The 26,595-nt window shown below is 58.9% G+C and carries 16 protein-coding genes; 2 read left to right on the top strand and 14 right to left on the bottom strand.

Features of this window, described 5'->3' with window-relative positions:
* Positions 1-161: 161 nt before the first annotated feature.
* The 5 genes from KW839_RS11985 to dusA all read right to left on the bottom strand — a co-directional run bounded on the left by KW839_RS11985 (position 162) and on the right by dusA (position 4,043).
* Positions 162-848 carry a helix-turn-helix domain-containing protein gene (locus tag KW839_RS11985; RefSeq protein ID WP_218424461.1) on the bottom strand — a complete coding sequence of 229 codons (687 nt, stop codon included), beginning with the start codon at positions 846-848 and terminating at the stop codon, positions 162-164.
* A gap of 35 nt (positions 849-883) precedes the next feature.
* The gene (locus tag KW839_RS11980) at positions 884-1,639 is read right to left on the bottom strand and encodes an EAL domain-containing protein (RefSeq protein ID WP_218424460.1); all 756 of its coding nucleotides are present in this window, start codon (positions 1,637-1,639) and stop codon (positions 884-886) included.
* 29 nt (positions 1,640-1,668) lie between these two features.
* On the bottom strand, positions 1,669-2,406 hold the full coding sequence (locus tag KW839_RS11975) for a winged helix-turn-helix domain-containing protein (protein WP_218424459.1): 738 nt from the start codon (positions 2,404-2,406) through the stop codon (positions 1,669-1,671).
* 496 nt (positions 2,407-2,902) lie between these two features.
* A complete protein-coding gene (locus KW839_RS27660) occupies positions 2,903-3,025 on the bottom strand; it encodes a hypothetical protein (protein ID WP_256352629.1) in 123 nt (40 codons plus the stop codon).
* Between the two features lie 22 nt (positions 3,026-3,047).
* Positions 3,048-4,043 carry a tRNA dihydrouridine(20/20a) synthase DusA gene (gene dusA / locus KW839_RS11970; protein ID WP_218424458.1) on the bottom strand — a complete coding sequence of 332 codons (996 nt, stop codon included), beginning with the start codon at positions 4,041-4,043 and terminating at the stop codon, positions 3,048-3,050.
* 573 nt (positions 4,044-4,616) lie between these two features.
* Here dusA and KW839_RS11965 point away from each other — a divergent pair.
* Positions 4,617-7,739 carry a calcium-binding protein gene (locus tag KW839_RS11965; protein ID WP_218424457.1) on the top strand — a complete coding sequence of 1,041 codons (3,123 nt, stop codon included), beginning with the start codon at positions 4,617-4,619 and terminating at the stop codon, positions 7,737-7,739.
* A gap of 112 nt (positions 7,740-7,851) precedes the next feature.
* On the opposite strand, the gene KW839_RS11960 is transcribed toward KW839_RS11965, so the two are convergent.
* The 9 genes from KW839_RS11960 to KW839_RS11920 form a co-directional block, all read right to left on the bottom strand.
* Positions 7,852-8,298: a hypothetical protein gene (locus KW839_RS11960; protein WP_218424456.1), complete on the bottom strand. Its 447-nt coding sequence runs from the start codon at positions 8,296-8,298 to the stop codon at positions 7,852-7,854.
* 59 nt (positions 8,299-8,357) lie between these two features.
* A complete protein-coding gene (locus KW839_RS11955) occupies positions 8,358-9,269 on the bottom strand; it encodes a hypothetical protein (RefSeq protein WP_218424455.1) in 912 nt (303 codons plus the stop codon).
* A 171-nt stretch (positions 9,270-9,440) separates the two neighbouring features.
* Complete coding sequence (locus KW839_RS11950; protein ID WP_162237378.1) at positions 9,441-9,776, bottom strand: helix-turn-helix domain-containing protein; 336 nt, start codon at positions 9,774-9,776, stop codon at positions 9,441-9,443.
* A 73-nt stretch (positions 9,777-9,849) separates the two neighbouring features.
* Positions 9,850-10,101: a hypothetical protein gene (locus tag KW839_RS11945; RefSeq protein WP_218424454.1), complete on the bottom strand. Its 252-nt coding sequence runs from the start codon at positions 10,099-10,101 to the stop codon at positions 9,850-9,852.
* 172 nt (positions 10,102-10,273) lie between these two features.
* Entirely contained in the window at positions 10,274-10,639 is a 366-nt protein-coding gene (locus KW839_RS11940) for a hypothetical protein (RefSeq protein ID WP_218424453.1), read from the bottom strand.
* Entirely contained in the window at positions 10,636-11,607 is a 972-nt protein-coding gene (locus KW839_RS11935; protein WP_218424452.1) for a hypothetical protein, read from the bottom strand. Before KW839_RS11935 ends, KW839_RS11940 begins: the two co-directional genes overlap by 4 nt.
* Before the next feature lie 11 nt (positions 11,608-11,618).
* Complete coding sequence (locus KW839_RS11930) at positions 11,619-12,107, bottom strand: type VI secretion system tube protein Hcp (RefSeq protein WP_218424451.1); 489 nt, start codon at positions 12,105-12,107, stop codon at positions 11,619-11,621.
* Between the two features lie 500 nt (positions 12,108-12,607).
* Positions 12,608-13,504, bottom strand: a complete 897-nt coding sequence (locus KW839_RS11925; RefSeq protein ID WP_060540101.1) for a DUF2950 domain-containing protein — start codon at positions 13,502-13,504, stop codon at positions 12,608-12,610.
* A 26-nt stretch (positions 13,505-13,530) separates the two neighbouring features.
* Positions 13,531-15,096, bottom strand: a complete 1,566-nt coding sequence (locus KW839_RS11920; protein WP_218424450.1) for a DUF3300 domain-containing protein — start codon at positions 15,094-15,096, stop codon at positions 13,531-13,533.
* A gap of 341 nt (positions 15,097-15,437) precedes the next feature.
* Between KW839_RS11920 and KW839_RS11915 the strand changes: the two genes are divergently transcribed.
* Positions 15,438-26,492 carry an autotransporter-associated beta strand repeat-containing protein gene (locus KW839_RS11915; RefSeq protein ID WP_218424449.1) on the top strand — a complete coding sequence of 3,685 codons (11,055 nt, stop codon included), beginning with the start codon at positions 15,438-15,440 and terminating at the stop codon, positions 26,490-26,492.
* Positions 26,493-26,595 lie beyond the last annotated feature (103 nt).

Raw genomic sequence — 26,595 nt, 5'->3', positions numbered from 1 at the left:
AGGAGGAGTTTGGTTTGGTGATATATAAGGTGGGGGTGTTAGAAATGGTCGGTAAATGTAACTTTGTTGGTGTGGTTGTATAAGAGGAGGGGCGGGGGCTATAGGCCGGGGTGCGTTATAATTATTGTTGTAGTGCACTACCAGTGAGGCTAATTACTTGCTCAGTTCAAGCTTTTTCCGCGTGTGATCTTCTGTATCAGGCAGTAGCCGCGATTCCTGACGGCGCGGAACAAGCGTTCGCCATTGCTGGCGCTCTTGAACTTCTCCTGTAGTCGGCTCAGGCACATCTCGAGACCCCGATAATGTTCAGGTTCCCGGCCGATGCTGCGGATCAGATCATCTTTGCTGACCACGCGATCATCGTGATGCAGCATGGTCTGCAGCAGTGTCGACTCCAGGCCGGTCAACTCGACCTTGATGTCATGCTTGATCAGCGCGCCGCTGCTTTTGCTCAGCCGCCAGGTTTCGCTCAATGGCGCAGGCGGTGCGGCCGAATAGGAGACGTCATCCCTGATGCTCTCCTTGGCTTTATCTGTGATAGCGGCAGTGTTATTAGGCCTGGCGTCAAACTGTGCCGATTGCCACTCGGTCTTGAACGTCGACACTATGCGCTGTGTGTCATGCTTGACAGCGGGTGGGGCAATTCTGTCCCCATGGGGGAAAATAAACTCCATTAGCTTCTGGGGCGGGGCGGGAGGGGCGGAGTTCTCGACAAACATTTTCGCTTGTGAAGTGCCCAGCGAGTTGTAGCGTTTGCTGGACAGTAATGTCTCCAGCTCCAGTTGTAGTGCGGGGCAATGAGTTACTACGACAAAATATTTTCTGGGGAGGTTCGTGCTGCTATCCATGTCTCTCTCCTGAATTGTGCACCTGGGTTGTGGGTTTAAAGGTTATCGATTGGGGAGTAGTGGCTCCCCTGGAAGTAATCAAAGGGCAGCGCTCGCGCCAGTACATGGCTGGCAGCGTTTTCGACCCGGTCCGCGATAAACGATACTTTGGTGGTGTGAGCCTGCTGGGTCATGCGTTCGTAGAGTCGATTGAAAAGTTCCGGGTTGTCGGTGAGTTTGAGGCTCAAATCCAGCGTTGAAATGGAGATCTTTATGTAGTCGAAGAGATTCAGGGTGGTCAGGATCTCGCTACTTTCATCGTAGATATTGAAGCCGTCGAAAGCGATTTCGATTCCGTGATCCTTCAATTGATACAGATTGCACAGGATTTTCTTTTTATCCGTGAAACTGACTGCCGGCAATGGCAGTTCGTTTAGTGCGATAACCAGAGTCTGCCCGAAGGCCTGCAAGGCTTCGTTGCACTGGATCAACTCTTTTGACAGTGCGCAGTCGATCAGGGCTGACTGTTCCAGACAAATAAACCGACGGCTCGGATACTGGTTTTCACTGACGGTACTGCTGTTTTTCAGCGAGAGGGCCACCCGCCGGGCCTGCATCAGTGCCTGGCTGTAGATGCCGCGCAGCTGAGGTGTTTGCGGGGCGAAAGATGCAAGCGCCGAGAGGACCTGATTGTCGTCGAATTTAATCCTGATTTCGCTGCCAAAAGGGCGGTCGTCGCGTGTGAGAATCAGCTGCCGAGACAGATAATAATTCGCGCGCTCGTATTGGGGCGCGCGCCCGGTTGCGTTCAAAATGCAATAACTCCCTTGCACGTAAATCATCAGGCGGTAAAGATCAGGCCCCTGATTAAGCGATATCCATGTCCACGAATGCTCTGAATGGCGTTGGTGCCATACGTGCCTTTTATTTTGCCGCGAAGACGGCTGATTGACTTTTCCAAGGCTCTTGGGTCATAAAAATTTACATTGAGACCCATGACTCTGGCGATTTCGTCATGGCTCAGTATATGGTTTTTTGTTAGAGCAAAAGCCTCGAGAATGCTCATTTCTGCAAACGATATATCCAGTTTTTTATAGCCCCCGACAAGGCACATGCGAGTGGGGTCTAGCAGCAGATTGTTTTCTTTTAACCATTCCGGGCTGTTGAAAAGCTCGGCCAGCACCTCGGCATTTTCGCCAGGGGTAGCGTTGAGTTTGATGCAGTGATCGGCCCCCGCGAGATAGTACTTCATCTTGTTGTAGGTGCCTGGGCCGGTGAAGACGGCAAATATTTCCAGCGCCAGATCGTCGCTGCGAATACCTTCAATCAAGGCAATGCTTTGATCAAGCGCCTGGGGTCTGTCAATGACAATAAACACCGCACGGTACAATCCGTGAGGCTTGTCTTCATTGATCGAATTGCTGTAGCAGGTGGTATCTATGGGCAAGTCATTGCCCAGGTGGCTGGTAACTAACTCCCTGAAATTCTCGGCTGACAAATGGGTCGGCCCAATGGTGAGAATCCCTGTCTGCTCCTGTGCGTGGTGGTGGCTTGAAGTGTAATTCCCTGTAAGCATCATGCTTTGACTCGGCTGGGTGCTGACGTTTGGATTTTAAAGCACCAATTCTCGTTTGTGACTGACAATTGGTAACATTTCGCTGAGATTTTAAGTCCCAGGCAAGTTTTTTAACATTACCGATAAGTCGGATGTGATCGTTTGCTCTCCTGAGGCAGATGTGCTGAATAATCCAGTTCAATATCGCGCGCAAATCGGCCATGGCGTTGTGCTATCTTTTGTCGCCATGTCCCGATTTTCCGGAGCAATTCGCCGTGTATGAGACTAAGGTGCCGGCTTCGATCAATTTTTGATCCGGCGTCATGTAATTCTGAATGTTACTGCTAGAAATTGGCCCCTGCGCCTGAATGTTCTTCCGTTATTAACTGATATATAACTCGCAAGCGTTAAGGCATAGTGGGCGACATTTGATAACAGGCTGTTTTAATGCGCGGTTCAATGAGTTTTAATTTCTCGTTTGCGTGGCTGATTTCAATAAAACTGCAGAATTCGCGCAATGTCAGGCGATGATCCCGGGCGCATTGCGTTCGGGATCGGCCAATAGCGGTGGGTTGTTCTTAAGATTGATCGGGTAGAGCGGAATGACGCGGCCTGGCAGGGAAAAACCAGCGCCAGGCTGCACGGCGTCGGCCTGGTGTTCAGTCCTACCGCCCCTCGAGCAACTGCGCCGCCTGATCCAGCAAAACCAATGGCTCTTTGGCCTTGTGAATATCCACCGACAATAACTGGCGGAACTTGCGCGCCCCCGGAAACCCGGTGCCCAGCCCCAGTACATGGCGAGTGATATGGTGCATCGAACCGCCCGCATCGATATGCGCGGCGATATAGGGTCGCAGTTGCGCCAGCGCCTCGGCGCGGCTGATCACCGGCGCCGGGCTGCCAAACAGTTGCTGATCGACCTCGGCCATCACATACGGGTTGTGATACGCCTCGCGACCGAGCATCACACCGTCGAAGGTCTGCAGATGTTCGTGGCAAGCCTCCAGCGTCTTGATCCCGCCGTTGAGAATGATCTCCAGCTCCGGAAAATCCGCCTTCAACCGCGCCGCCACGTCATAGCGCAGGGGTGGAATGTCACGGTTTTCCTTCGGCGACAACCCTTCCAGAATCGCAATCCGCGCATGCACGGTAAAACTGGTGCAGCCGGCATCACGCACCGTGCCGACGAAATCGCACAGTTCCTCGTAACTGTCCCGGCCGTTGATACCGATACGGTGCTTGACCGTCACCGGAATCGACACCGCATCACGCATCGCCTTCACGCAATCGGCCACCAACTGCGGATGCCCCATCAGGCACGCGCCGATCATATTGTTCTGCACCCGATCACTCGGGCAGCCGACATTCAGGTTCACCTCGTCGTAACCGTGCTCCTGGGCCATGCGCGCACACGCGGCCAGGTCCAGCGGAACACTGCCACCGAGCTGCAACGCCAGCGGGTGCTCGGCCTCGTTGTGACGCAGGAAACGCTCGTGATCGCCGTTGAGCAAGGCCCCGGTGGTGACCATTTCGGTGTAGAGCAGGGCGTTCTTCGACAGCAGGCGCAGGAAGAAGCGGCAGTGGCGGTCGGTCCAGTCCATCATCGGGGCGACGGAGAAGCGACGGGAAAGCGGGGCAGGTGTAGCGGTGGTTACGGACATGGGGGATCTGGAATCGGTGAGGCTGGGAGGTGGGGGAGTTTATCAGGATTGAGAGGGTGGGGGCGCGAGCCCCGATACGATTGATCGGCGGCGATAATAGATCTGTCTCCTTTGTTCCGGTCCCTTTGTTCCCCTTTGTTCCCTCGCTTGCTTTCTGTGGGTTCGAGTCTGTTTTTATCTAACACGTTGGTCTACGCGTCTTGGCCCATTTCTCGGGCATTTTCAGACGTTTTTCCGAGGTTAGTGCCGCTCATACGATGCCAATGATCCAAAACTCAAGAAAATGTCCATGTAACGGCCAGTTCCACCGGCCAAATCCCCATCAAAAACGAAAGGTGCCCTAATTCACCAAAAGCATCAGTCCTTCGCGCGCAAGCAGTCTGTCCATTCTCCCCATCAGTGCTCCGAAGCCAGTCGTCAGCGACTGTACTGACGACACACACAAACCTGAGTTTATGTCTGTAAATCAGCTACCTATCCGACGGACGTGCTAGCAAGGGTGATGGCACCCGGCTATCCTCTCGCTATCATTTTACCCCCACCCGCCCCGTCAACCTGCCGTTGGAGTCTCCCATGCCAAATCTCGGTGAAACCCGAATCAACACCACCACTGCAGGGGAACAGGAAGATCCCAATGTCTTCGGGTTGATCGACGGCGGTTATGTCATCGCCTGGAGGGGTAATGGTGTGGGCGACACGGTTGGCGTCTTCACCCAGCGCTATAACGCCAGCGGTGCCAAGGTGGGCGGCGAGACGCAGGTCAACACCACGGTTGCGGGCGATCAGACCCAACCCTCGGTGGTCGGGTTGCTTGGCGGCGGCTATGTGGTGACCTGGTACGGCCCCAATGCCGGGGGGGTGGAGAGCATCTTTGTCCAGCAGTACAACGCTAGCGGCGCCAAGGTGGGTGGCGAAATTGTTGTCAATACAACTGCGACCGGCCTGCGCGATTCTCCGGAAATTACCGGGCTGGCTGACGGTGGTTATGTGGTGGCATGGGAAGCCCAAGGCGCCGATGGCAGCTATGACTCCTACCTGCAGCGTTTCAATGCCAGCGGGGCCAAGGTGGGTGGGGAGGTCTTCATTAACACCAGCACCTTGGGGCCTCAGGATTATCCGCAGATTTTCGGTTTTCCCGACGGCGGTTATCTGGCGGTATGGGAGGGGGGTGGCCCGGGAGATGACTATGGCATCTTCGCCCAGCGCTTTAATTCGGCCGGCGTTAAAGTCGGTGGGCAACAACTGATTAATACAGCGTCTGTGGATACCCAGACCGAGCATATGGTGGCTGTCCAGGCGAACGGTAATTACCTGGTCGTCTGGGAGTCTTACCCTGAAACTGTCAACGGTCCGGGCCAGATAGACGTTATGGCCCAACTCTATAATTCCACTGGCGCCAAGGTCGGTGTACAGACCCGGCTCAACACCACGATCACCGGTGATCAGGGCGAGCCTCACGTCTCGGCCATGTTCGATGGCGGCTACCTGGTCACATGGGTGGGTAACGGACCAGGTGATGTCTACGGTGTCTACACCCAGCGTCTTAATGCCAGTGGTGCTCTGGTCGGCGGGGAAACCCTGGTCAACACGACCACAGCAGGCGATCAGGTCATCACGCGGGTGACCACCTTGGCTGATGGCGGTTATGTGGTGGTGTGGGAGTCCATCGGCCAGGACGCGGCCGGTTCCGCCGGAACCTACTTCCAGCGCTACGATGCCAGCGGCAAAAAACTCACCGGCCTGACGGGCGATGCCGCGGCCAACGTGCTGACCTGGGCGGGTGTTGGCAGCGTTGTCATCGATGCCGGTGCGGGGAACGACACGCTCACGGGCGGCAGTGGCAACGATCATCTCAACGGCGATGCCGGCAACGACGTACTCAATGGTGGTGCAGGCGCCGACAGGATGACCGGCGGCGACGGCTCTGATACCTACTTCGTCGATAACCTGCGCGATGTCGTCGTTGAAACCAATGCCGTTGCTGCGACCGGTGGCATCGATACGGTCAACAGTACCCTGACGATCCACGTCCTCGGTGCCAACGTAGAAAATCTGCGTCTGCTGGCCACCACTGCCGCCAACGGTACCGGCAATGCGTTGAACAACACGATCTTTGCCGGTGCCGGCAACAACGTTCTCAACGGTGGCGCGGGCATCGATACGGCGTCCTATGCCTTTGCCTCGGGTGCGGTGACGGCCAACCTGGCCCTGACCGCCGCTCAGGCTACCGGCGGCTCGGGCAGCGATACGCTGCTGGCCTTCGAAAACCTGACCGGCAGTAACTTCAACGACACCCTGACTGGCAATGCCGCCGCCAACGTCCTCAGCGGTGGCGCAGGTAATGATGTCCTCAATGGTGCTGCTGGCGCAGACTTGTTGGTGGGGGGCGACGGCTCGGACAGTTACGTTATCGATAACGTCGGCGATGTGGTCAGCGAAACCAATGCGGTGGTCACCAGCGGTGGAACCGATACGGTCAGTAGTTCTCTGGCGGCCTATACCCTGGGCGCCAACGTGGAAAACCTGCGCCTGCTGGCAACCACTGCCGCCAACGGTACCGGCAATGCATTGAACAACACGCTCTATGCCGGTGCCGGTAACAACATCCTCAACGGCGGCGATGGCATCGATACCGCGTCCTACGCCTTTGCCGCCAGTGCGGTGGTGGCCAGTCTGGCGGTCACCACCGGCCAGGCCACCGGTGGCTCAGGCAGCGATACTTTGTTGGCTTTCGAAAACCTGACCGGCAGCAACTTCAACGACACCCTGACCGGCAATGCCGCCGCCAACACCCTCAGTGGGGGCGTGGGCATTGATGTCCTCAATGGCGGTGCCAGCAATGACATTCTCGATGGTGGCGCCGGTGCAGACAGGTTGGTGGGTGGCGACGGTTCGGACACTTACGTTGTCGAAAACGTCGCTGATGTGGTCAGTGAAACCAATGCGGTCGCCATCACCGGCGGCACCGATACGGTCAATACCACCCTGGCCAGCTATACCCTGGGCGCCAACGTGGAAAACCTGCGCCTGATGGCAACCACTGCCGCCAACGGTACTGGCAATGCATTGGGCAATACACTCTTTGCCGGGGCCGGCAATAACATCCTCAATGGCGGCGACGGCATCGATACCGCGTCCTATGCCTTTGCCACCAGTGCGGTGACGGCCAACCTGGCCCTAACCACCGCCCAGGCCACCGGCGGCTCAGGTAGCGATACGCTGCTGGCCTTCGAAAACCTGACCGGTAGCAATTTCAACGACACCCTGACCGGCAATGCGGCCGCCAACACCCTCAGAGGGGGCATCGGCAACGATGTGCTTTCCGGTGGCGCCGGTAACGACCTGCTGATCGGCGGGGTGGGTGTTGACCGGCTCAACGGCGGTGTTGGAGCCGATCGCTTCGACTTCGATTTCTTGAGCGAAATGGGCCTGGGCATATTGCGCGATGTGGTGGGGGACTTCAAAACCAGCGAGGGTGACAAGATCGACCTGTCGACCCTGGACGCTAATGTCGCCACTGCCGTCAATGATGCTTTCAGCTTCATCGGGGCGAACGCCTTCAGCAGTAATGCGACCGGGCAGGTGCGTTTCGCTGGCGGCATCCTGTTTGGCAGCACCGATGCCGACACGGCTGCGGAGTTCGAGATTTCCCTGATCGGTGTGCCGACACTGGTTAGCGCGGACATTATTGCCTGATAAAGCGCTGCCGGGGCTCTATGGAACCCCGGCGTGTTACTGCACCGCAGAGCAAGGCCAGTCGCGTGAAGCAAGGGCAGCACGCAACCGGAGTTCTATCGCAAGCGCGTTTTCAACGACCTTGATAGATTTGCACCCAGCTCAAATTAGTGGGCGTTGGCGGCGGGACCGGTCCTGCGACCGGAGAATGGTGACCGAAGATCGCCGTGTTGGCCCACACCTTGTTGTTCTCGGCGCAGATACGTACTCCGGCGGCGAAACCTGCAATGTCCTTGCCGCAGGTGGAGATATAAACGGCGCCTGGTGCCTGTCCGGCCTGTATGTTGCCTTGCACGGAGGCCAGGAAGGTTTCCGCGTTGAGGGAAATCGCCGGGCCGGCATCCCCGATAACGTTGTTGTTACCGTGCGCCAGTACGACGATGACTGCACCCCCCGGGATGTTCAGGTTCATGTTCCTGACTGCTGCCCAGTCATGGCGTGCGGTTACCGCAGGCCAGGCGGGGTGGAGCGTGGTGTTTACGATGTCTGCATCGGTACTCATTTCAAAGACAATGGTCATGATCCATTCCTCATCAAGCGAAACTTGAATTTGGCAAAACCGTCACTGCCCGTGGCTGCTCAGAGTCTGGCCGCCAGTGCCGTATCGAAGCGTGCCTTGATACGCGCCACGATCGCACCGCCGTCGAGCGTCTCCGGTAGCGCTGCAAGCGCCGGCTGGGCCTCATTCACCGCTGGCCCTGCCAGCAGGCTGATGACCTGGAGCTTTTTGTCGATGGCTTCAAGACGAGTGTTCAGCGTGTCGCTGATGCCCGTGAACTTGGCCAGCATGGTCAGATAGTTGTCGGTGGAGGGGTCCAGCTTGTCGACCTCCTTGTCGACTTTCAGTAGCTGGTTGCGCATGGATTGCTTCTGGTTCTCGTACGCCTGCAGATCGTTCAACTTGGTCACGGCTTTGCCTTCCTTGATGGAGAAGCGCACGTCGAAGAGGAACAGCGTCTGGACAATCGACTCGTCGCTGAGGAAGTCTTTGCGGTGGTAGGAGTTCTCCATCACGGTAATGAACAAGGTCATGCCGGGCGCCAGCAGTTTTTCATCGGTCTTGACCGTAATGCTGGTTTCGGTTTTCGAGCCGACACTGGTCAACAGTCCTTGTATGGCGTCAAACGCTGCATTGGCGATCAGCAGGTCCAGGTTCGTCATCGCCTGAATGGCAGCGGTGACTTCTGCCGTCGGAGTGTCCTTTTTCGCGCCATCGGGCAACTTCCCTCCGAAGATGGCCTTGCGGCACGAGTCGATCATCACGTTAACCGAGGCCAGCGACCATTCGCTCACCGTGGTCAGGTGCTGGTAGCTGCTCGAAATCATTGAGGCGTCGTCGTTGTATTTACTGTAATGCGCCTTGATCTTGTCGTTCAAAGCAGCCGTTTGCGTGGTCAGGCTCTTGTCGAGGTCCGTACGCATCTGATCAACATAGGCCTGGAATTTGGCGTTCTGTTTTTGCTGTTCTTCGATCGTGTTTGACTGTCCCATGTCTGGCTCCAAGTGTTAGGTGGTATCGACCTTTCTTGTGCGCAATCACTATTTCCGTTTCCTTGGCGCATTGAAAAAGGCGACAACCAGAACATGAGCCTCGACGGCGCGTGACTCAACGCATTCAAATTGCGCGGCAGGCAAAATTTCCGGAATCTGCTTGCGCAGCGTTCAAGTGTCAGGAGAGTCGATGGCGGCCAGGAAGTTTTCCAGGTGTATGAGCGCCGCATCAGGGAGAGTGGACAGATGTTTTCGCACGTTTTGACGCAGTGGGGGCTGGACATTGCGGTGCATGTCCATTGTGCCGCGACCCAGCAGCAGCCAATCGGTGGAGACGTCCAGGAGTTCGCAGAGCGCGATTATGTTTTCCACCGTTATCCTGCCGTTCTTTCTCCAACGGCATACGGCACTTTCCGTGACGTCCAGTGCAACGGCGACGGCGTACAGTTTTGACAGGTTTCGTTGTTCCATCGCCTCACAGATTCGTACTCCGAGTGTCGATTGCATAATGTCATCCATTGAACGGGAAACTGGAAACCTGACTTTATGCATTGGAGCGTTTGACGCTGTGATCGCCCGCTCAATTGTGGGGGTGGGCATCAACAACAGGGGAGGGCACGATTAAAAATCGACGGGTTGCAAGTGGCTGGAAAGCAAGCAAAGCGTCAGATTGAGGGAGACAAGGCTGATCACCGTCTGATTTGAATTGTTCGAGTGCGCTTTCAGCCGTCCCCATCGCCTCATCCAAAATAACGACTGCGCCAACCGAGCTCCAAGCGTTGTGATTGTCTGTATAGGCGAACGATCCTGACTCGTCGATAAAAATGCGCATACTTTCTCTATGCTACGACAAGCACGCCAACGTGTGACGTGCATTAAATTTGGCGGGGTGATCCTGCTCATGATGATGAAGCATGGCGAAAAGGTCTTTGCTCCAGTGAGATGCTGGAGCTAGGCATTACGAAACATCCCATCTGGTTACCAATATAAACAACCGAAAAAAACTAGGCGACCAGAAGCCAATAGATAAATGCCACAGATAACGAGACACCACTAATGATCCAAGGCATCATTAACTTTCGTTTTAGGTGAGTCGGCAGATTCATCAACTCATCCTTTTCTATTAGTCCACGTTTTTCACAGAGTCGAGGAATCAAAAACATTAGTGCCATTGCACAATTCCTGATGAGCAGACCCATCAAGCCTGCATGGGAAAGCACCTTGCGATTACTCGCCACAAACTTACTTTTATCTAGATGGCTTTCTATCAGCTCAGTAAAACGATATGAAGACAAAATAACCCAACACGCTGATACGACTCCAAGAAAAAGAATCGATACAACGCTGATCGCCAGCGCAAAATCACTCATAATGGCAAAAATTCATAAATAATTTCTCCACCCGACTCTCCTATTTTTCCACCTATCTCACCTCCATAGTAGCCACCAACGCCACCCCCAATGACTGCGCAAGCTAACGCACCTGGCCCGCCGGTGACGGTGCCTAAGGCGACAGCGCATCCTAGCATTGCCACACCAGCTCCGACGGATCCCCCAATAGTTCCGAGGGCAAGACTTCCAGTCAATTTTCCACCTTCAACATATTTAGCTTTTCTGCACTGTATTTCGCGCCCAGTGGTACACGCGGCGTAGATAGAAGTTCCTGTTGCAGCCACATTCAGAGCAATCCCCAAGTAAGTGCCTTTTTTCATCAGATTCGAGGCTTTCGCCACGCCGTTGATAGTTGCGGCATAGCCTGCTATCACCCCTGAGTGCAAATAGCTTTTCGTGGATATTCCAAGCATGTTTTTAATAGAGCCTTGGTTGCGCAGGCCAGATCCATACTTGGCAATGCCTTTCAGTTGATCATTGAGTGTTTTAAATAGTACCTCGCGTTTTGCTAAAAAATCTTTCCTAGCCTGAGTCGTCCCATTTTTGAGATGATTGCGATGAGCCGCTTCAATGTCTTTCAGGGTTTGCTTGATACCATCAAGGTGTTTACTCCAGGCACCGCCAACGCTACCTACACCTATAGATGAATACCCAAGAACATTTGTTATGAGCGCATGATTCTCAACTAAAAACCCATCACTCTGCATTCCATTTGCCATCAGTGCTAAATGGACTTCAAAAGCCTTCTTCATGTAGAACGCCTCTTCGGCCGTACAGGACGGCGTCGAGCCATCACCTACAATTACAAGCTCGCCCGGCAGCACTACAGAATTCATAATGTGTGCATTTAACACATCGAATTTTGACATTGAGTTTTTACCAAGCTGCAATGTCGACTTCAGATATGAATAGGGCTGCATTCTTGGATTTACAAAGGTCGTTGACATTGATGACGACCTCAGGAGTATTTTTTATTGGTGATGCGATCCCAACCGCCCGCTACGTTGCCGCCGCCGGCACCATCCGTTCGTTTTTGCTGGGTGTAGATTGTTTTAATACGACCGTAGTTCAAGGTGAGACTTTCAGTAGGCACGCCATCATTTGCATTTTGTGCGTAGCTTGAAACGATGACCTCTTCCAGGACGATCTCAAAATACTTCTGTTTCTCGCCTCCGGCGCGGTGCAGTGTCAATACGACCTCCTTCAGATGATCACCTGCACAGCTGATTTCTATGAGCTTACAGCTGGATTTGTCCAGGTTCTTGGTGAACGTGAAGTCGCTAACGGTCGTGCGGCCTGATGAGGCGCCACCTGCCGAGCTGGCTGTAGCGGAAGTGCCTTGGTGAGTACCGAAGCTGTATCCGGTAATTTCTATCCAATCCTTATGTTGCTCATCAAGCGCTTCGCCTGGAATACCTTCGATTTTGATAAAAGCGTCGAACGCCATAAGACCACTCCTTGTCAGTAGTTGGTTTTTCTACGGGAGCAGAAAATCTACGCCGTTCGGGATCAGCGATGGCTCATTCAGCTATCGCCAAAAACCAGAATCAGATGCTTCCGACTCTGTTTCGGCATTTGGATGTAGGACGTTTCCACGCACCAGACATTGGAGTGGGTTTTGGGGGACTGTTTCAGTATTTGTGGCGGTTGGGCTGGTGCTATCGCCAGGAGGCTGGCTCCTACAGGGGGGTGTGGGGGGCTGGGATTTGGGGTTGGCCTCGGGGTTTTCGGGGCGTTCCAGTATTCGGGGTGGGGAATGGCTTTTGCTGTGAAGCGCAATTGATCAGCGCATCTGCTCCGTAGAATTGACAACCTGTCTAATAGCTACACCTATGACACACCTATCGCGAACGCGAGTTGATAGCCAAGGTCAGTTTGCCTGTCGAGGTGCTCTGTCGCTATCCGCGGTTTTTATCGAGCCCCGCTTGTGCGGGGCTGGTGCCTGAATTACTTGATCTCATCCTGATCCACGGTCACCTCTTTCCAACTGTCATCCGGATCAAAGCTCTTCATCGACAGCGCCAACTTCTCACTCTCGGGCCCCAGGTCCTTCTCGAACACCTGCCCTTCATGACTGATCATGAAGCTCATCACTCCCGTATCGTCGTACTTTGCTGGCCAGGCAATCAAGGCAAAGCCCCGGATCATCTTGTCGCCAACGAGATAGCTGTAGGCACCACCAGGTGCCGAAGGCCCCTGGCTTTCAAGGATGCGGAAGTAGTAGCCATGCCAGGCTTCGCCGGCGATGGTTTCGCCGAACAAGGGACCCAGGGGGCTGATCTGACCGCTATCGTCGTCCGGCCAATACAGCCCGTCGTGCTTGCCGGGGGCGCTGTAGATGTTCTGCGCATACTCCAGTGCGCCGTCACCGTCACGATCCATGGATGCATATTCCATTTGCGCGTCGTGATAACTCAGCGCCGATTGCACGGCGTCGATTTCGTTGCGGCCGATTCGACGAGCACGGACTTCGGCACTGCCGGACTTCATGTCGAAGCGCCAACCGGTGGCGGTTTTTACCATGGGTATGGGCAGTGTCCAATTGTCGTTGCCGACCGCCAGCATTGCCTTGCCGTCGCTGGTTTTTTCAATTTGGTGTCGCTCCTGGTATTGCTTGAGAAACGCCTCCACATCTTTGCGCTCGGTGCCTTCGCGAGGGATGAAACTGCGCCATTCCTTGCCCAGCAACTGAGTCAGGCGTTCGTGATCGGCGTGGTCGGTGCCCAGTGCTTCGACGAAGGCTTCAGCGGCCTTTTCTGGTGTTGGAAATTCCTGCTGTGCCATGGCGATGCACGACCAGGCCAGACCGGCAGTTATCGCCAGGGCACTGAGGCGCAAGCCCATGCGTGCCTTTACTCGAGGATTGTTATTCAACGACGGCCCCCTCTTGAACCTGAACGCGCTGGCGGATTGGATGGCCGACTGACCTGATGGCCAGCTGATCGCGAAGCGCTGGGGCGCTGAGCGGATGCCTGGCTGGCCCGGCCACGACTGGCTTGTGCGTTGACTTGAGAAGGTTTGCGTGCCCCGGCGAATGCGTTGTTGCGCGTACCGCTCTTGTTGGCGGCCGTCGCAGTTGGGCGTTTTTGCGTAGTCTGGCGCGCCTGTGCCTTGCCCTGTGCGCGTTGATTGGTCTGAGCGGTCTGCCGGCGGGGTTGCTGGGCTTCCCGGGTGTTTCTGGCTGTGCCCTGGCTTCTGTCGGTCGCGTTCGGTCTGTTGGTGCCTGCTTGCTGGCGATTGTTTGCCGCCGTTCTGGTCTGGGCTTCGCGCGCCCGATCACGGGCTTGTTGGTTGCTGGTGGCAGGGCGTTCGATGCCGGCCCTGTCCATCGAGGTGCGGGCATTTTCCCTGGCCTGGTTGCGCTGAGCACTCTCGCGCGCCTGGGCTCGTTGAGCGTTGTCGCCTCTATAGGCCTGGCGCTGATTGGCCCCGTCCAGTTGCCGGCCGTACTGCTCGCGGCTGCGATTGTCGCGATAGGGTACGCCGTTGCGGTGGGTGGAGTTGTGCTGCCACTTGTTCGAATTGTTGGTGATGCGGTTGTTGCCGTTGATGTTGTTGTAGCGGTCGACGTCGATTTCGACGTCGTTGTCGCCCCAGTCACACTCACCCCACAACGCACCGACGATTGCCACGCCGGTACCAAACGCCAGTCCGGCCATCAATGCCTGACCGGGGTAGTACGCAGGCGGCGGTGGATAGTACGCAGGCGGCGACGCCGGATAAGGCCAGGTGCCGTAGGTGGTGGTTGGATTATAAGTAGGGACGTATACGACCTGCGGATCAGCGGGCTCAATGATGATGGTGGAGCTGCTGCTGGCTGGCGCTGCGGGTGCGGATTCCTGCGCCGGTGCTGGCTCCGGTGTCGGGGGTGCGATGTTCTGGATCGTCACGTTCTGATACTGGTTGCTCTGCAGGTTGCCTGCTGCCTGCGCCTGATGACGCAAGCGTTGCACAGCGCCCATGACATCGTCGGGCTGGGCCAGGAAGGCATCACCTACCCGTTGTACCCAGACGGGATCCTGCCCCAGGGTAGCCAGAACCTGCGGGAAGGCGACCAGCGCCTGCACACTGGGGTCCCAGGGTTTGGTCGCTACCTGCCTGACGGCATCATCACCCTTGGCGTCGGGATTTCCCCTGGACCAGAACACCGCCTCGGCGACTTCCCCGGGATAAGTGCTGGCCATCAGCACCTGGGCCAGCAGCGGGTCCGGGTAAAGTGCAATGGGAGCCAGCATCTGATCCAGCTGTTCCTGGGTAAATACGGGATCTTTTGCCGGGACAGGTGCCGATGCCGACGCGGGTAGGGGGGCCGGGGCCGGTGTGGTACCGGGAGTGACTGCGGGTGGGGTTGCGGCCGCAACCACTGGCTGTGCCAGGCAGTTGGATCCGCTCAAAAAAAGGACAGCTGACAACACGTAATTAAATGGAATGCGCATTGCAGCTCCATGTGGTCAGGCACGTTTGAAATGAGTGGATCAGTGCCAGGGAAGTTAAAGCAGCCCTGGGCTTCGATGCCGTTCACTAATAGTAGCAAACAATTTTTTTTTGCCAGTTTTAAACGCGCAATCAAACCGCGCGGGTAACACGGGACCCGGTGGAATAAATCTCGCTCGCTTTAAAGAAGTGCCTGAATGCGGCCGATAATGGAAGAATGGAATCGTTTTGATATCATTTGAGGCGCGGGCCTCAGTCAGGACCAGGTATCAAAACTGCTCCGAAGCCCATTGAGCCGGCTCTCTAATAATAAAATTTCTTCATTCACCAAGGGATGGACTGTATGAATCACGTTTTTACGTTGGTGTGGAATGCAGCAATGGGTTGCTGGAACGTTACCCATGAACACAGTAAACGCCGTCGTAAAAACACCCGCCGAGTTCGCAAACTGGCGCTTTCATCCCTGTTGTTACCTTTGCTGTTCAGCTCTACCGCCCAGGCTACCTGCAGTACCGCCGGCTCGACCGTGACCTGTACCGGGGTGCCGTCGTTGCCGTTGTTTCTCAACAACTTTTCCAGCGCCACCACCGGCCTGACGGTCAACATCAACAGCGGAGCGCAGATGAATGCGACGCTCGGCGGCCACGTGCTGGACCTGACCGGGGTCAACATCTCCCTCAATAACTCCGGCACGATCGACCCGGCGCTGCTTGGCCTGGTGTCGGTGTTGAGTGGCGGCGCGTTCATTGGCACCGGGGCGACCAGTACGGTTAGCGTGCTCAACAATGCCAGCGGGATTATCCGCGGCACCGGCATGCTGCTCGGGCTTAATCTGACCAGCATCGATGGCCTGGGCATTGCGGTGAACAACGCCGCTGCCGGTACCACCAGCCTGACCAACAATGGCACCATCACCTCGACCGGGCTGTCGATAGGTGGCATCACCCTGGCCGACACTCCGGTGGTCGGCGTCTACGGCGGCTCGCAGGTCAACATGACTAACAGCAGCACCGGCGTCATCAATGGCCGGATTGCTTTCGAGACGTCAGCGGCAGGCAACACCTTTACCAACGCCGGGGCCATTACCGGCGGCGTGTCATTGGGGGCGGGCAGCACCAACACCTTCACCGCCATGACCGGTTCCACAGTCAACGTCGGCGATGGTGTCCAGGTCAGCGTCGGCCTCGGTGGCCTGATCGGCCTCAACCTGACCTTCGCCCCGACCGGGACTGTCGACGGTGGTGCTGGCGGCGTCAACAGTCTGATCCTGCAAAACCCTATCGGCGTCGGCGGCGGCACCACAGGTACCGGCACGGCATCGAGCGCCACCTACGTCAACTTCAGCAACCTGACCATCAACAGCGGCACCTGGACCTTGCAGGGGCCCTTGGTCAGCGGCGCGACCACGCTCAATGGCGGTGTCGCCCAATTCAACAACAACGCCACCTTCGGTTCCGGTGTACTGACCTCCAACGGCGGGATCCTTCAGGCGAGCAACGCCGGGTTGAACGTCAGCAACCTGATTGCGCTCGGCGCCGGTGGCGTGACCGTGCAAGGTAGCAACGCTACGACCTTGAGCGGCGTGATATCGGGCAGCGGTGGCCTGACCAAGATCGGCGCCGGCCAGTTGAACCTCAGCGCCGCCAACACCTATCTGGGCAATACCAACTTTAGCGGCGGCACCGTGCAGCTGGGTAACAACCAGGCGCTGAGCACCGGTACCATTTACGTATTCGGCGCGACCAGTCTGTTGGCGCCGGGCATCATCACCTTGAACAACGCCATCAACCTCAACGCCAACCTCACCGCCGGTGGCGCCAATGCACTGACCCTGGGCGGTGTGCTCAGCGGCGGCAACGGTTTGATCAAGACCGGCGCTTCGAGCCTGACCCTCAATGGCGCCAATACCTACACAGGCACCACGGCGCTCAATGCCGGCACGCTGATCGTCGGTTCCGATTCCGCGCTGGGTACCGGCTCGTTGAACGCATCGAACGGCACCACGCTGGATGCCAACACGGCGGTTGACCTGGCCAACAACGTCAACCTCGGTGGCAACCTGACCCTGGGCGGCACTAACGCGCTGACCCTCGACGGCATGGTTGCGGGCATCGGCGGCTTGATAAAGAACGGCGCCGCCGACTTGGCCCTCAATGGTGCCAACGTTTACCTGGGCAACACCACGCTCAATACCGGAAAATTAACGGTCGGCAGCAACACTGCGCTGGGTTCCGGCACGCTGAACGCAGCGGACAACACCACGCTGGATGCCAACAAGGCTGTAAGCCTGAATAACGCGGTGGCCCTGAACGGCGCGTTGAACGTCGGCGGAACTGCCGACCTTATCTTGACCGGCCTGGTCAGCGGTGCCGGCAGCCTGGTGAAAAACGGCGCCGCCAATCTGATTCTCAACGGGGCCAACAATTACCTCGACGGCACCACACTGAACGCGGGTACGCTGACCGTAGTCAACAGTTTGGCATTGGGCAGTGGTGCATTGACCGTCGGCGGCGCCGCGACCGTGGACAGCGAATCGCCGTCGGTCGCGCTGAACAACGCCATCGCCCTCAACGCTGCGCTCACTGTCGGCGGCACCCAGAACCTGACTCTCACCGGGGCCACCAGCGGCACCGGGCCGTTGATCAAGAACGGCGCAGCCAAGCTGACGCTCAACGGCAACAACACCTTCAGCGGCGGCACCACCCTCAACGCTGGCACCCTGACCCTGGGCAATGCCAACAGCATGGGCAGTGGTGCGTTGATCGTCGGGGGCGCCGCGACGCTGGACAACGGCGCCGCGTTCGGTAACGGCAACGCGATCACCCTCAACGCCGGATTATCCGTCGCGGGCAACAACGACCTGAGCCTCAATGGCGTGATCGATGGTGCCGGCAGCCTGACCAAGAACGGTCTGGCGGACCTGACCCTGGCCGGCAACAATAGCTTCACCGGCGCACTGAACATCGTCTCCGGCAGCGTCACCACGCTTAATACCCAGGCATTGGGCAACACCGCCGGGGTAAACATCAGTGCCGGTGCCGGGCTCAACCTTGGCAGCGATGCCAGTGCGGCAGCGTTGGCCGGCAGCGGCAGTGTGCAGCTTACCGGCAGCAACACCCTGACGGTGGGCGGCGTGAGCAGCACCAGCACCTTCGATGGCGATCTCGGCGGCAGCGGTGGCGTGACCAAGGTCGGCACCGGCACCCTGTATCTGACCGGGATCAACGGCGTCACTGGGAACACCACGATCAACGGTGGCACCCTCGATCTCAGCGGGTCGTTGGGCAGTGCGCAGATCAACGTCAATACCGGCGCATCCTTCACCGGTACCGGCGCGGCGCTCGGCACATTGAATATCAACAACGGCGGGCACCTGGCGCTGTCATCGGGCAATACTATGTCCGCTGGCGAGTTGGTACTGGGGGCTGGCAGCAACGTTGATATGTCGCTCGCTTCACCTTCCACCACTTCGTTGATGAACGTCGGTGGCAACCTCACTCTCAACGGTAACCTCAACGTCACCGATGCCGGCGGCTTTGGCGTCGGTGTGTACCGTATGTTCAACTACACCGGTGCCCTGACCAATCTGGGCCTCGATGTCGCCAGCGTGCCGGTTGGTTACGGGCTCGGCGATCTGGTGGTGCAGACCTCGATTGCCAACCAGGTCAACCTGCAAGTCTCGGCACCGAACGTCACCATCCGCTACTGGGACGGCAGCCAGACCATTCCCAACGGTACCGTGGATGGCGGCAGCGGTACCTGGAGCGCGGGCGGCACCAATTGGACCAATGCCAACGGTCTACTCAACCAGACCTGGGCCAGCGACTTCGCGGTGTTCCAGGGCAGCGCTGGCACGGTAGCGGTGAACGGCACGCAAGTGTTCACCGGCCTGCAATTCATCACCGACGGCTACAACCTGGTCAATGGCACGGCGGGGCAACTGACGGCTATCAACGGCACTGGCGGCACCACGGCAGTACGGGTCGACCCTGGCGTGACCGGCACGGTCGGCGTGAATATCGATGGCAGCGGCATTCTCCACAAACTCGACAGCGGTACCCTGGTGCTCAACGGTGCCAACACCTACACCGGCGGTACGCAACTGGATGGCGGCAAGATTGTCGTCGGCAGCAACACGGCGCTGGGCAGCGGTGTGCTGACGGCCAATGCCGGTACGCAACTGGATAGCAACAGCGCGGTGACCCTTGGCAATGCCGCGACGCTCAACGGTTACCTCACCGTGCTCGGCAGCAATGCACTGACCCTCAATGGCGGAATTGGCGGCACTGGTGGTTTGATCAAAAACGGCGCGGCGAACCTGACCCTCGGCGGCAACAATACCTTCCTCGGAGACGTGGCGTTGAATGCCGGTGGACTGACTTTGGCGTCGGACGCTGCGCTGGGCGCGGCCTCGCTGAACGCGGCGGGCGGCACCAACCTCGACGCCGCTACGGCGGTGGCCGTGAGCAACGCGGTCAATCTGGCCGGCAACCTGAGCGTGGGCGGCACGGCCGACCTGACCTTGAACGGTGCAGTCAACGGTGCCGGCAGCCTGACGAAAAACGGTGCGGGCGACCTGGCCATGAACGGTAGCAACAATTTCCTCGGCGGCGTTGCCCTGAATGCGGGCACCCTGACCGTCGGCAGCAACAGCGCCATCGGTCTGGGCAACCTCACTGTGGCCGGCGCGTCGACGCTGGACAGCAACAGTGCGCTGAATCTGGGCAACAACCTGTTGCTCAATGCCAGCCTCAGCAACGGTGGCAGCAATGACCTGACCCTGGGCGGGGTGCTCAGTGGCGCCGGCGCGCTGGTCAAAGACGGCGGGGCCAATCTGACCCTCAATGGTATCAACACCTATCAAGGCGGCACTGCCTTGAATGCCGGTACCCTGACCCTGGGTTCTGGTGCCGCGCTGGGCTCAGGAACATTGACCGCCGCTGGTAATGCAACGCTCGATACCGTTGCGCCTATGGTGCTGGCCAATAACATCAGCATCGACGCCAACCTGAATCTCGCCGGTGCTCACGACCTGACGCTGGGCGGCGTTATTGATGGGGCTGGTACGTTGAGCAAAAACGGTCTGGCCGACCTGACACTGGCTGGCAACAATACGTTCAGCGGCACCGTCGATGTGTTGAGCGGCAGTCTCATCACCCTTGGCAGCACCGCACTGGGCAACAATGCCAGCGTCCAGCTTGCCAGCGGCGCGGTGCTGAATCTCGGCGCCTCGACAAGTCTGGCCAGCCTGACCGGCAGCGGCGCAGCAAGCATTGGTACCGGCGACTCGCTGAGCATCGGTGGCAGCAACCTGGGCAGTACTTTTGATGGCGCCATTGTCGGCACTGGCGAACTGAACAAACTCGGTACAGGTACGCTGACGCTGTCCGGTAGCAACAGCCTGACCGGTGACACCACCGTCGAGGCGGGCACGTTGCGGGTCAACGGATCGCTTGGCAGCAGCCATTTGCAGGTCAACAGCGGCGCTACCCTGAGCGGTAACGGCAGTCTCGGTGGTGCAGTGACGGTGGCAGACGGCGGGCATCTCGCTCTGGCCACGGGCAACACGTTGTCGGCAGGCTCATTGGCGTTGGGCGCCGACAGTCAGCTGGATGTCGCTTTGGGTGCGCCATCGAACACCTCGTTGCTCAACGTCGGCGGCAACCTGACCCTCGACGGCAAGCTCAATATCAGTGACGCAGGCGGTTTCGGTACCGGCGTGTACCGTTTGATCAACTACACCGGCAACCTTACGGATCAGGGGCTCGACGTCGCCAGTGCGCCGCTCGGTTCCAGCCTCGGCGACCTGGTGCTGCAGACCGGAGTTGCCAATCAGATCAACCTGGTGTCGGCGCCGAACGACAGCATTCGTTTCTGGGACGGCAGCCAGACCGCGGGCAACGGCTCGGTGGATGGCGGCACAGGCACCTGGACGGCCGCGGGCACCAACTGGACCAGCCTCAATGGCACGATCAATCGCACCTGGGCCGGTGACTTCGCGGTGTTCCAGGGTAGCGCCGGCACGGTGACGGTGGACGGCACGCAGCTGTTCAGCGGTCTGCAATTTGTCACCGACGGCTACAATCTGGTCCATGGCGCGGCGGGGCAACTGACGGCCGTCAACGGCAGCAGTGGCACCACGGCAGTGCGGGTCGATCCGGGCGTAACCGCCACGGTCGGTGTGGATATCAATGGCAGCGGCACCCTCGACAAACTCGACAGCGGCACCCTGGTGCTCACCGGTGCCAACACCTACACCGGTGGCACGCAACTGCATGGCGGCAAGATTGTCGTCGGCAGCAACACGGCGCTGGGCAGCGGTGTGCTGACGGCCAGTGCCAGTACGCAACTGGACAGCAACAGCGCGCTTGCCCTGGGCAACGGGATCAGCCTCGATGGCGACCTGACCGTCGGTGGCAGCAATGCGCTGACCCTCAACGGTGCGATTGGTGGAACCGGCGGCCTGATCAAAACCGGTGCGACGGACTTGACCCTTGGCGGCAACAACGCCTTCCTCGGGGATGTGGCACTGAATGCCGGTGGGCTGATTCTGGCGTCGAACCCGGCGCTGGGCGCCGGCACACTGAACGCGGCGGGCGGCACCCGTCTCGACGCCAGTACGGCAGTGACCGTGAACAACGCGGTCAACCTGGCTGGCAACCTCGGCGTGGGCGGCACGGCCGACCTGACCTTGAACGGTGTAGTCAACGGTGCCGGCAGCCTGACGAAAAACGGCGCGGCCAATCTGACCCTCGATGGCCTCAACACCTATCAAGGCGGCACGGCCCTGAATGCCGGCACCCTGACCCTGGGTTCTGACGGTGCACTGGGCTCAGGTGCATTGACTGTCGCGGGTAACGCAACGCTCGATTCCGTTGCGCCGCTGGTGGTGGCCAATAACGTCAGCGTCGACGCCAACCTGAACCTCGCTGGTACTCACGACCTGACGCTGGCTGGCGTGATGAGTGGGGCCGGCGAACTGAACAAGCTCGGTACAGGTACGCTGACGCTGAACGGTAGCAACAGCCTGACCGGTGACACCACCGTCGAGGCAGGCACGTTGCGGGTCAACGGATCGCTTGGCAGCAGCCATTTGCAGGTGAACAGCGGCGCTACCCTGAGCGGTAACGGCAGTCTCGGTGGTGCAGTGACGGTGGCAGACGGCGGGCATCTCGCCCTGGCAACGGGCAACACGTTGTCGGCAGGCTCATTGGCGTTGGGCGCCGACAGTCAGCTGGATGTCGCTCTGGCCGCGCCATCGAACACCTCGTTGCTCAACGTCGGCGGCAACCTGACCCTCGACGGCAAGCTCAATATCAGTGACGCCGGCGGTTTCGGTACCGGCGTGTACCGTTTGATCAATTACACCGGCAATTTGACGGATCAGGGGCTCGACGTCGCCAGTGCGCCGCTCGGTTCCAGCCTCGGCGACCTGGCGGTGCAGACCGGGGTTGCCAATCAGATCAACCTGGTGTCGGCGCCGAACGACAGCATTCGTTTCTGGGACGGCAGCCAGACCGCGGGCAACGGTTCGGTGGATGGCGGCACAGGCACCTGGACGGCCGCGGGCACCAACTGGACCAGCCTCAATGGCACGATCAATCGCACCTGGGCCGGTGACTTCGCTGTGTTCCAGGGCAGCGCCGGCACGGTGACGGTGGACGGCACGCAGCTGTTCAGCGGTCTGCAATTCGTCACCGACGGCTACAACCTGATCGATGGCGCGGCGGGGCAACTGACGGCCGTCAACGGCAGCAGTGGCACCACGGCAGTGCGGGTCGATCCGGGCGTAACCGCCACGGTCGGTGTGGATATCAATGGCAGCGGCACTCTCGACAAACTCGACAGCGGCACCCTGGTGCTCACCGGTGCCAACACCTACAGCGGCGGCACGCAACTGCATGGCGGCCAGATCGTCGTCGGCAGCAATACGGCGCTGGGCAACGGTGTGCTGACAGCCAGTGCCGGTACGCAACTGGACAGCAACAGCGCGATCGCCCTGGGCAACGCAATCAGCCTCGATGGCGACCTGACCGTGGGTGGCAGCCATGCGCTGACCCTCAACGGTGCGATTGGCGGCAGCGGCGGCTTGATCAAAACCGGCGCGGCGGACCTGACGCTCGGCGGTACCAATACCTTGACGGGTGACATCGAGGTGCGGGGCGGTAGCCTGAGCGCGACAAGTTCCACGGCGCTGGGCAACAGCGCCGCGGTGAACATTGGCGGCGGGACCCGACTCAACCTCGGCGCGTCCATCAGTGTCGCCAGCCTCACAGGCAACGGCACGGCGCTGATCGGGGCCGGAAACACCCTGAGCGTCGGCGGCAGTAACCAGACCAGCACATTCGCCGGTGTCTTCGATGGCTTGGGTCATCTGAATAAACAGGGCTCGGGTAATTTAACCCTCAGCGGCGCCAATTCCCTGCGCGGCGACAGCAGCATCAATGGCGGCACACTGAAGGTCATCGGCTCGCTCGATAGCGCCAATATCGCGGTCAACAATGGCGGTACGCTCACAGGTAGTGGCAGCCTCACCGGTGCGGTCGCTGTCGCCGATGGTGGTCACCTGGTCGGCACCACGGGCAACACCTTGACGATGGACTCACTGGTGATGTCGGGTAACTCCAGCGTCGATGCCGGTCTTGGTAACCAGGGGTCTGCTGGCGCGAACCCGCTGTTCAGTGTCGGCACTGACCTGACCCTGGATGGCAAACTGAACATCACTGATGCCGGCGGCTTCGGTAGCGGCGTATATCGCCTCTTCAACTACGGTGGCAGCCTGACCGATAACGGCCTGCAGATCGGCAGCACGCCGATCGGGTTGACGCAGCAATTGCGTGTACAGACTGCGGTCGGCCATCAGATCAATCTGCTGGTCAGCGCTGCGGACACCCATGTGCAGTTCTGGAACGGCAGCCACCTGGCCGGCAACGGTACCATCAATGGCGGCGACGGCTCCTGGAGCCGTGGCACGAGCAACTGGACCGATGTCGACGGTATCGCCAATAACGCCTGGGCTGACAGCTTCGCTGTGTTCCAGGGGGCGGCGGGCACCGTCACGGTCAATGGTTCACAAAGCGCCACTGGCATGCAGTTTGTCACCGATGGCTACAGCCTGGTCAATGGCACCGCAGGATCGCTCACGGCCGTCAACGGTGCCACGGGCAACATGGCGGTTCGGGTCGATCCGAATGCCACTGCAACCATCGGCGTCGCCATCAACGGTAGCGGCGCGCTGGGCAAATATGACCAGGGCACGCTGGTACTCAATGCTGCGAACAGTTACACCGGGGGCACTCAACTGCACGGCGGTACCCTGGTGCTGGGCAATGGCAGCGCCTTGGGCACGGGCACTCTGACCGCGGCCGATGGCACTACCCTGGACAACAGCACCGAGATCGCCTTGAACAACGCCGTGGAACTGAACGGCAGCCTGACCCTCGCCGGTAGTCATGATCTCGCGCTTGCTGGTGTCATCAGCGGCGACGGTGACCTGATCAAGCAGGGCAGCAGCGACCTGGTCCTGAGCGCTGATAACGTGTTCAGTGGCGCGTTGAATATTCTCGGCGGCAACCTGGCACTGGAGGGCGCCAACGCGTTGGGCAGGGCGACCCTGAACATTGCTGACGCGGCCTCGGTCAGCCTGGGCGGGCAAACCACCCTCAGTGCCTTGAGCGGCACGGGTGATTTGAGCCTCGCCGCTGGCAGTCAACTCACTGTCGGTAGCAATAACGCCCCCAGCACCTATGACGGCAACCTGTCCGGCCCGGGCAGCCTGATCAAGACCGGGCTTGGAAAACTGGTACTCAATGGTCGTTCAATTGTCGGCGGTGGCACCTTCGTCGAAGCCGGCAGCCTGATCATCGGCGGTGCTGCCGGCAGTACTGCAAGCCTGGCCAGTAATGTCCAGGTCGACAGCGGCGCCATGCTCGGTGGGCATGGCAACATCTTCGGCAACGTCAACCTTGCCAATGGCGCGATACTCAATCCGGGTAACTCGATCGGTACGCTGCGTGTCAACGGCGACCTGAATCTGAATGCCGGCTCGACCCTGGTGATCGAAGCCAACCCTGACGGCAGTTCCGACAAAGTGCTCTCTACCGGGACCGTCAGCCTCAACGGCGCCCACCTCAGCGTGCTCGCCGGTGCGGGCACCTGGGCGCCAAGCAGCCGCTACGGGATCATTCAGGCCGCCGCGCTCAATGGCACCTTTGCCGATGTCACCAGCAACCTGGCGTTCCTGACGCCGCAAGTGGCGTATTCCACCACCGGGGCGGAGCTGGTATTGCAGCGTAACGACGTCAGCTTCGCTTCCTTGGGCGAAACCGGTAACCAACGCGCCGCCGCCGCGGCGGTCGAAGCCACCGGGGGCACTCTGGGCAATGCTGTTGCGGGTTTGAGTGCAGCACAGGCCAGGGCCGCCTACGACAGTCTGTCGGGCGAAATACATGCCAGCACCCACGGCGCGATGTTCGACGATAGCCGTTACGTGCGTGAAACTATCAGCCAGCGTCTGCGAGCGGCGCAGGACAAGTCGTCCGCCGAGGGCGTGCTGCACCGCGATGCCGAGTCGGACATCACGTTCTGGGTTCAGGGTTACGGTGGCTGGGGCGACAACAGTGGCAACAGCAATGCCGCCAGCATTGACCACAACAGCACTGGGACTTTGCTCGGCGTCGATTTGCCAGTAGGCGATGCCTGGCGGGTCGGTGTGGCTGCAGGCTACGGCTCCAACGATCTGGATGTTAATGCGCGCAACGCCTCAAGCGACATCGACAGCACCTCGCTGCAGCTGTACGCCGCCGGCCAGTGGGACGCTATCAATCTGCGCGTTGGAGCCTCGCACGTGTGGAACGATATCGACAGCCGCCGGCATGTCAACTTTGACGGGGTGGCCGATTACGATAAGGCCAGCTATGAGGCCAAGACCACGCAGGTCTTCGGTGAACTGGGGTACGACGTCAAGGTTTCTGACTTCATCCTGGAACCCTTCGTCGGGTTGGCCCGTGTGAACGTCGACAGCGACAGCTTCGGCGAGCATGGCGGAGTCAGTGCGCTGCAGGGCGCCAGTCAGGACGACAGCGTGACCTACAGTACCCTGGGCATGCATGCCTCGACACCTTTGGCGACGGTTGCCGGGGTGCCGCTGGCCCTGCAAGGCACCGTTGGCTGGCAGCATGCATTCGACGATCTCGATCCCTCGCGCCAGATGGCATTTGCCGGTGGCCAAGGCTTTACCGTCCAGGGTGCGCCGTTGGCACAGGACACTGGCGTCGCCCAACTCGGGCTGCAGGCGCTGGTCGCCCCAAGTACCACGGTAAGCCTGGGCTACTCCGGGCAGTTTGGCGATGGCTACAAGGACAGTGGAGTCCGCCTGGGCCTGAACGTCAGTTTCTGACGCCAACGCCGCTGCGCACGAATTGCGCAGCGGCGTCGATGGCATGGGCCATGTGCAGGGTTGGTAGTGGGCCAAAAGAGAAGGCACTCCTCGTGGAGTGCCT

It is taken from the genome of Pseudomonas sp. PDM31 (genome assembly GCF_019218965.1).
In the GTDB taxonomy this organism is placed as follows: Bacteria; Pseudomonadota; Gammaproteobacteria; order Pseudomonadales; family Pseudomonadaceae; genus Aquipseudomonas.
This window is presented reverse-complemented; position numbering and strand designations above follow the sequence as displayed.

What these genes read in the sequence shown, in the direction of transcription:
- KW839_RS11935 (WP_218424452.1), bottom strand. Translation starts at nt 11,607, where the DNA reads ATGTCAACGACCTTTGTAAATCCAAGAATGCAGCCCTATTCATATCTG.
- KW839_RS11985 (WP_218424461.1), bottom strand. Translation starts at nt 848, where the DNA reads ATGGATAGCAGCACGAACCTCCCCAGAAAATATTTTGTCGTAGTAACT.
- KW839_RS11925 (WP_060540101.1), bottom strand. Translation starts at nt 13,504, where the DNA reads ATGGGCTTGCGCCTCAGTGCCCTGGCGATAACTGCCGGTCTGGCCTGG.
- dusA (WP_218424458.1), bottom strand. Translation starts at nt 4,043, where the DNA reads ATGTCCGTAACCACCGCTACACCTGCCCCGCTTTCCCGTCGCTTCTCC.
- KW839_RS11940 (WP_218424453.1), bottom strand. Translation starts at nt 10,639, where the DNA reads ATGAGTGATTTTGCGCTGGCGATCAGCGTTGTATCGATTCTTTTTCTT.
- KW839_RS11960 (WP_218424456.1), bottom strand. Translation starts at nt 8,298, where the DNA reads ATGACCATTGTCTTTGAAATGAGTACCGATGCAGACATCGTAAACACC.
- KW839_RS11930 (WP_218424451.1), bottom strand. Translation starts at nt 12,107, where the DNA reads ATGGCGTTCGACGCTTTTATCAAAATCGAAGGTATTCCAGGCGAAGCG.
- KW839_RS11955 (WP_218424455.1), bottom strand. Translation starts at nt 9,269, where the DNA reads ATGGGACAGTCAAACACGATCGAAGAACAGCAAAAACAGAACGCCAAA.
- KW839_RS11945 (WP_218424454.1), bottom strand. Translation starts at nt 10,101, where the DNA reads ATGCGCATTTTTATCGACGAGTCAGGATCGTTCGCCTATACAGACAAT.
- KW839_RS11915 (WP_218424449.1), top strand. Translation starts at nt 15,438, where the DNA reads ATGAATCACGTTTTTACGTTGGTGTGGAATGCAGCAATGGGTTGCTGG.
- KW839_RS11950 (WP_162237378.1), bottom strand. Translation starts at nt 9,776, where the DNA reads ATGCAATCGACACTCGGAGTACGAATCTGTGAGGCGATGGAACAACGA.
- KW839_RS11975 (WP_218424459.1), bottom strand. Translation starts at nt 2,406, where the DNA reads ATGATGCTTACAGGGAATTACACTTCAAGCCACCACCACGCACAGGAG.
- KW839_RS11965 (WP_218424457.1), top strand. Translation starts at nt 4,617, where the DNA reads ATGCCAAATCTCGGTGAAACCCGAATCAACACCACCACTGCAGGGGAA.
- KW839_RS11920 (WP_218424450.1), bottom strand. Translation starts at nt 15,096, where the DNA reads ATGCGCATTCCATTTAATTACGTGTTGTCAGCTGTCCTTTTTTTGAGC.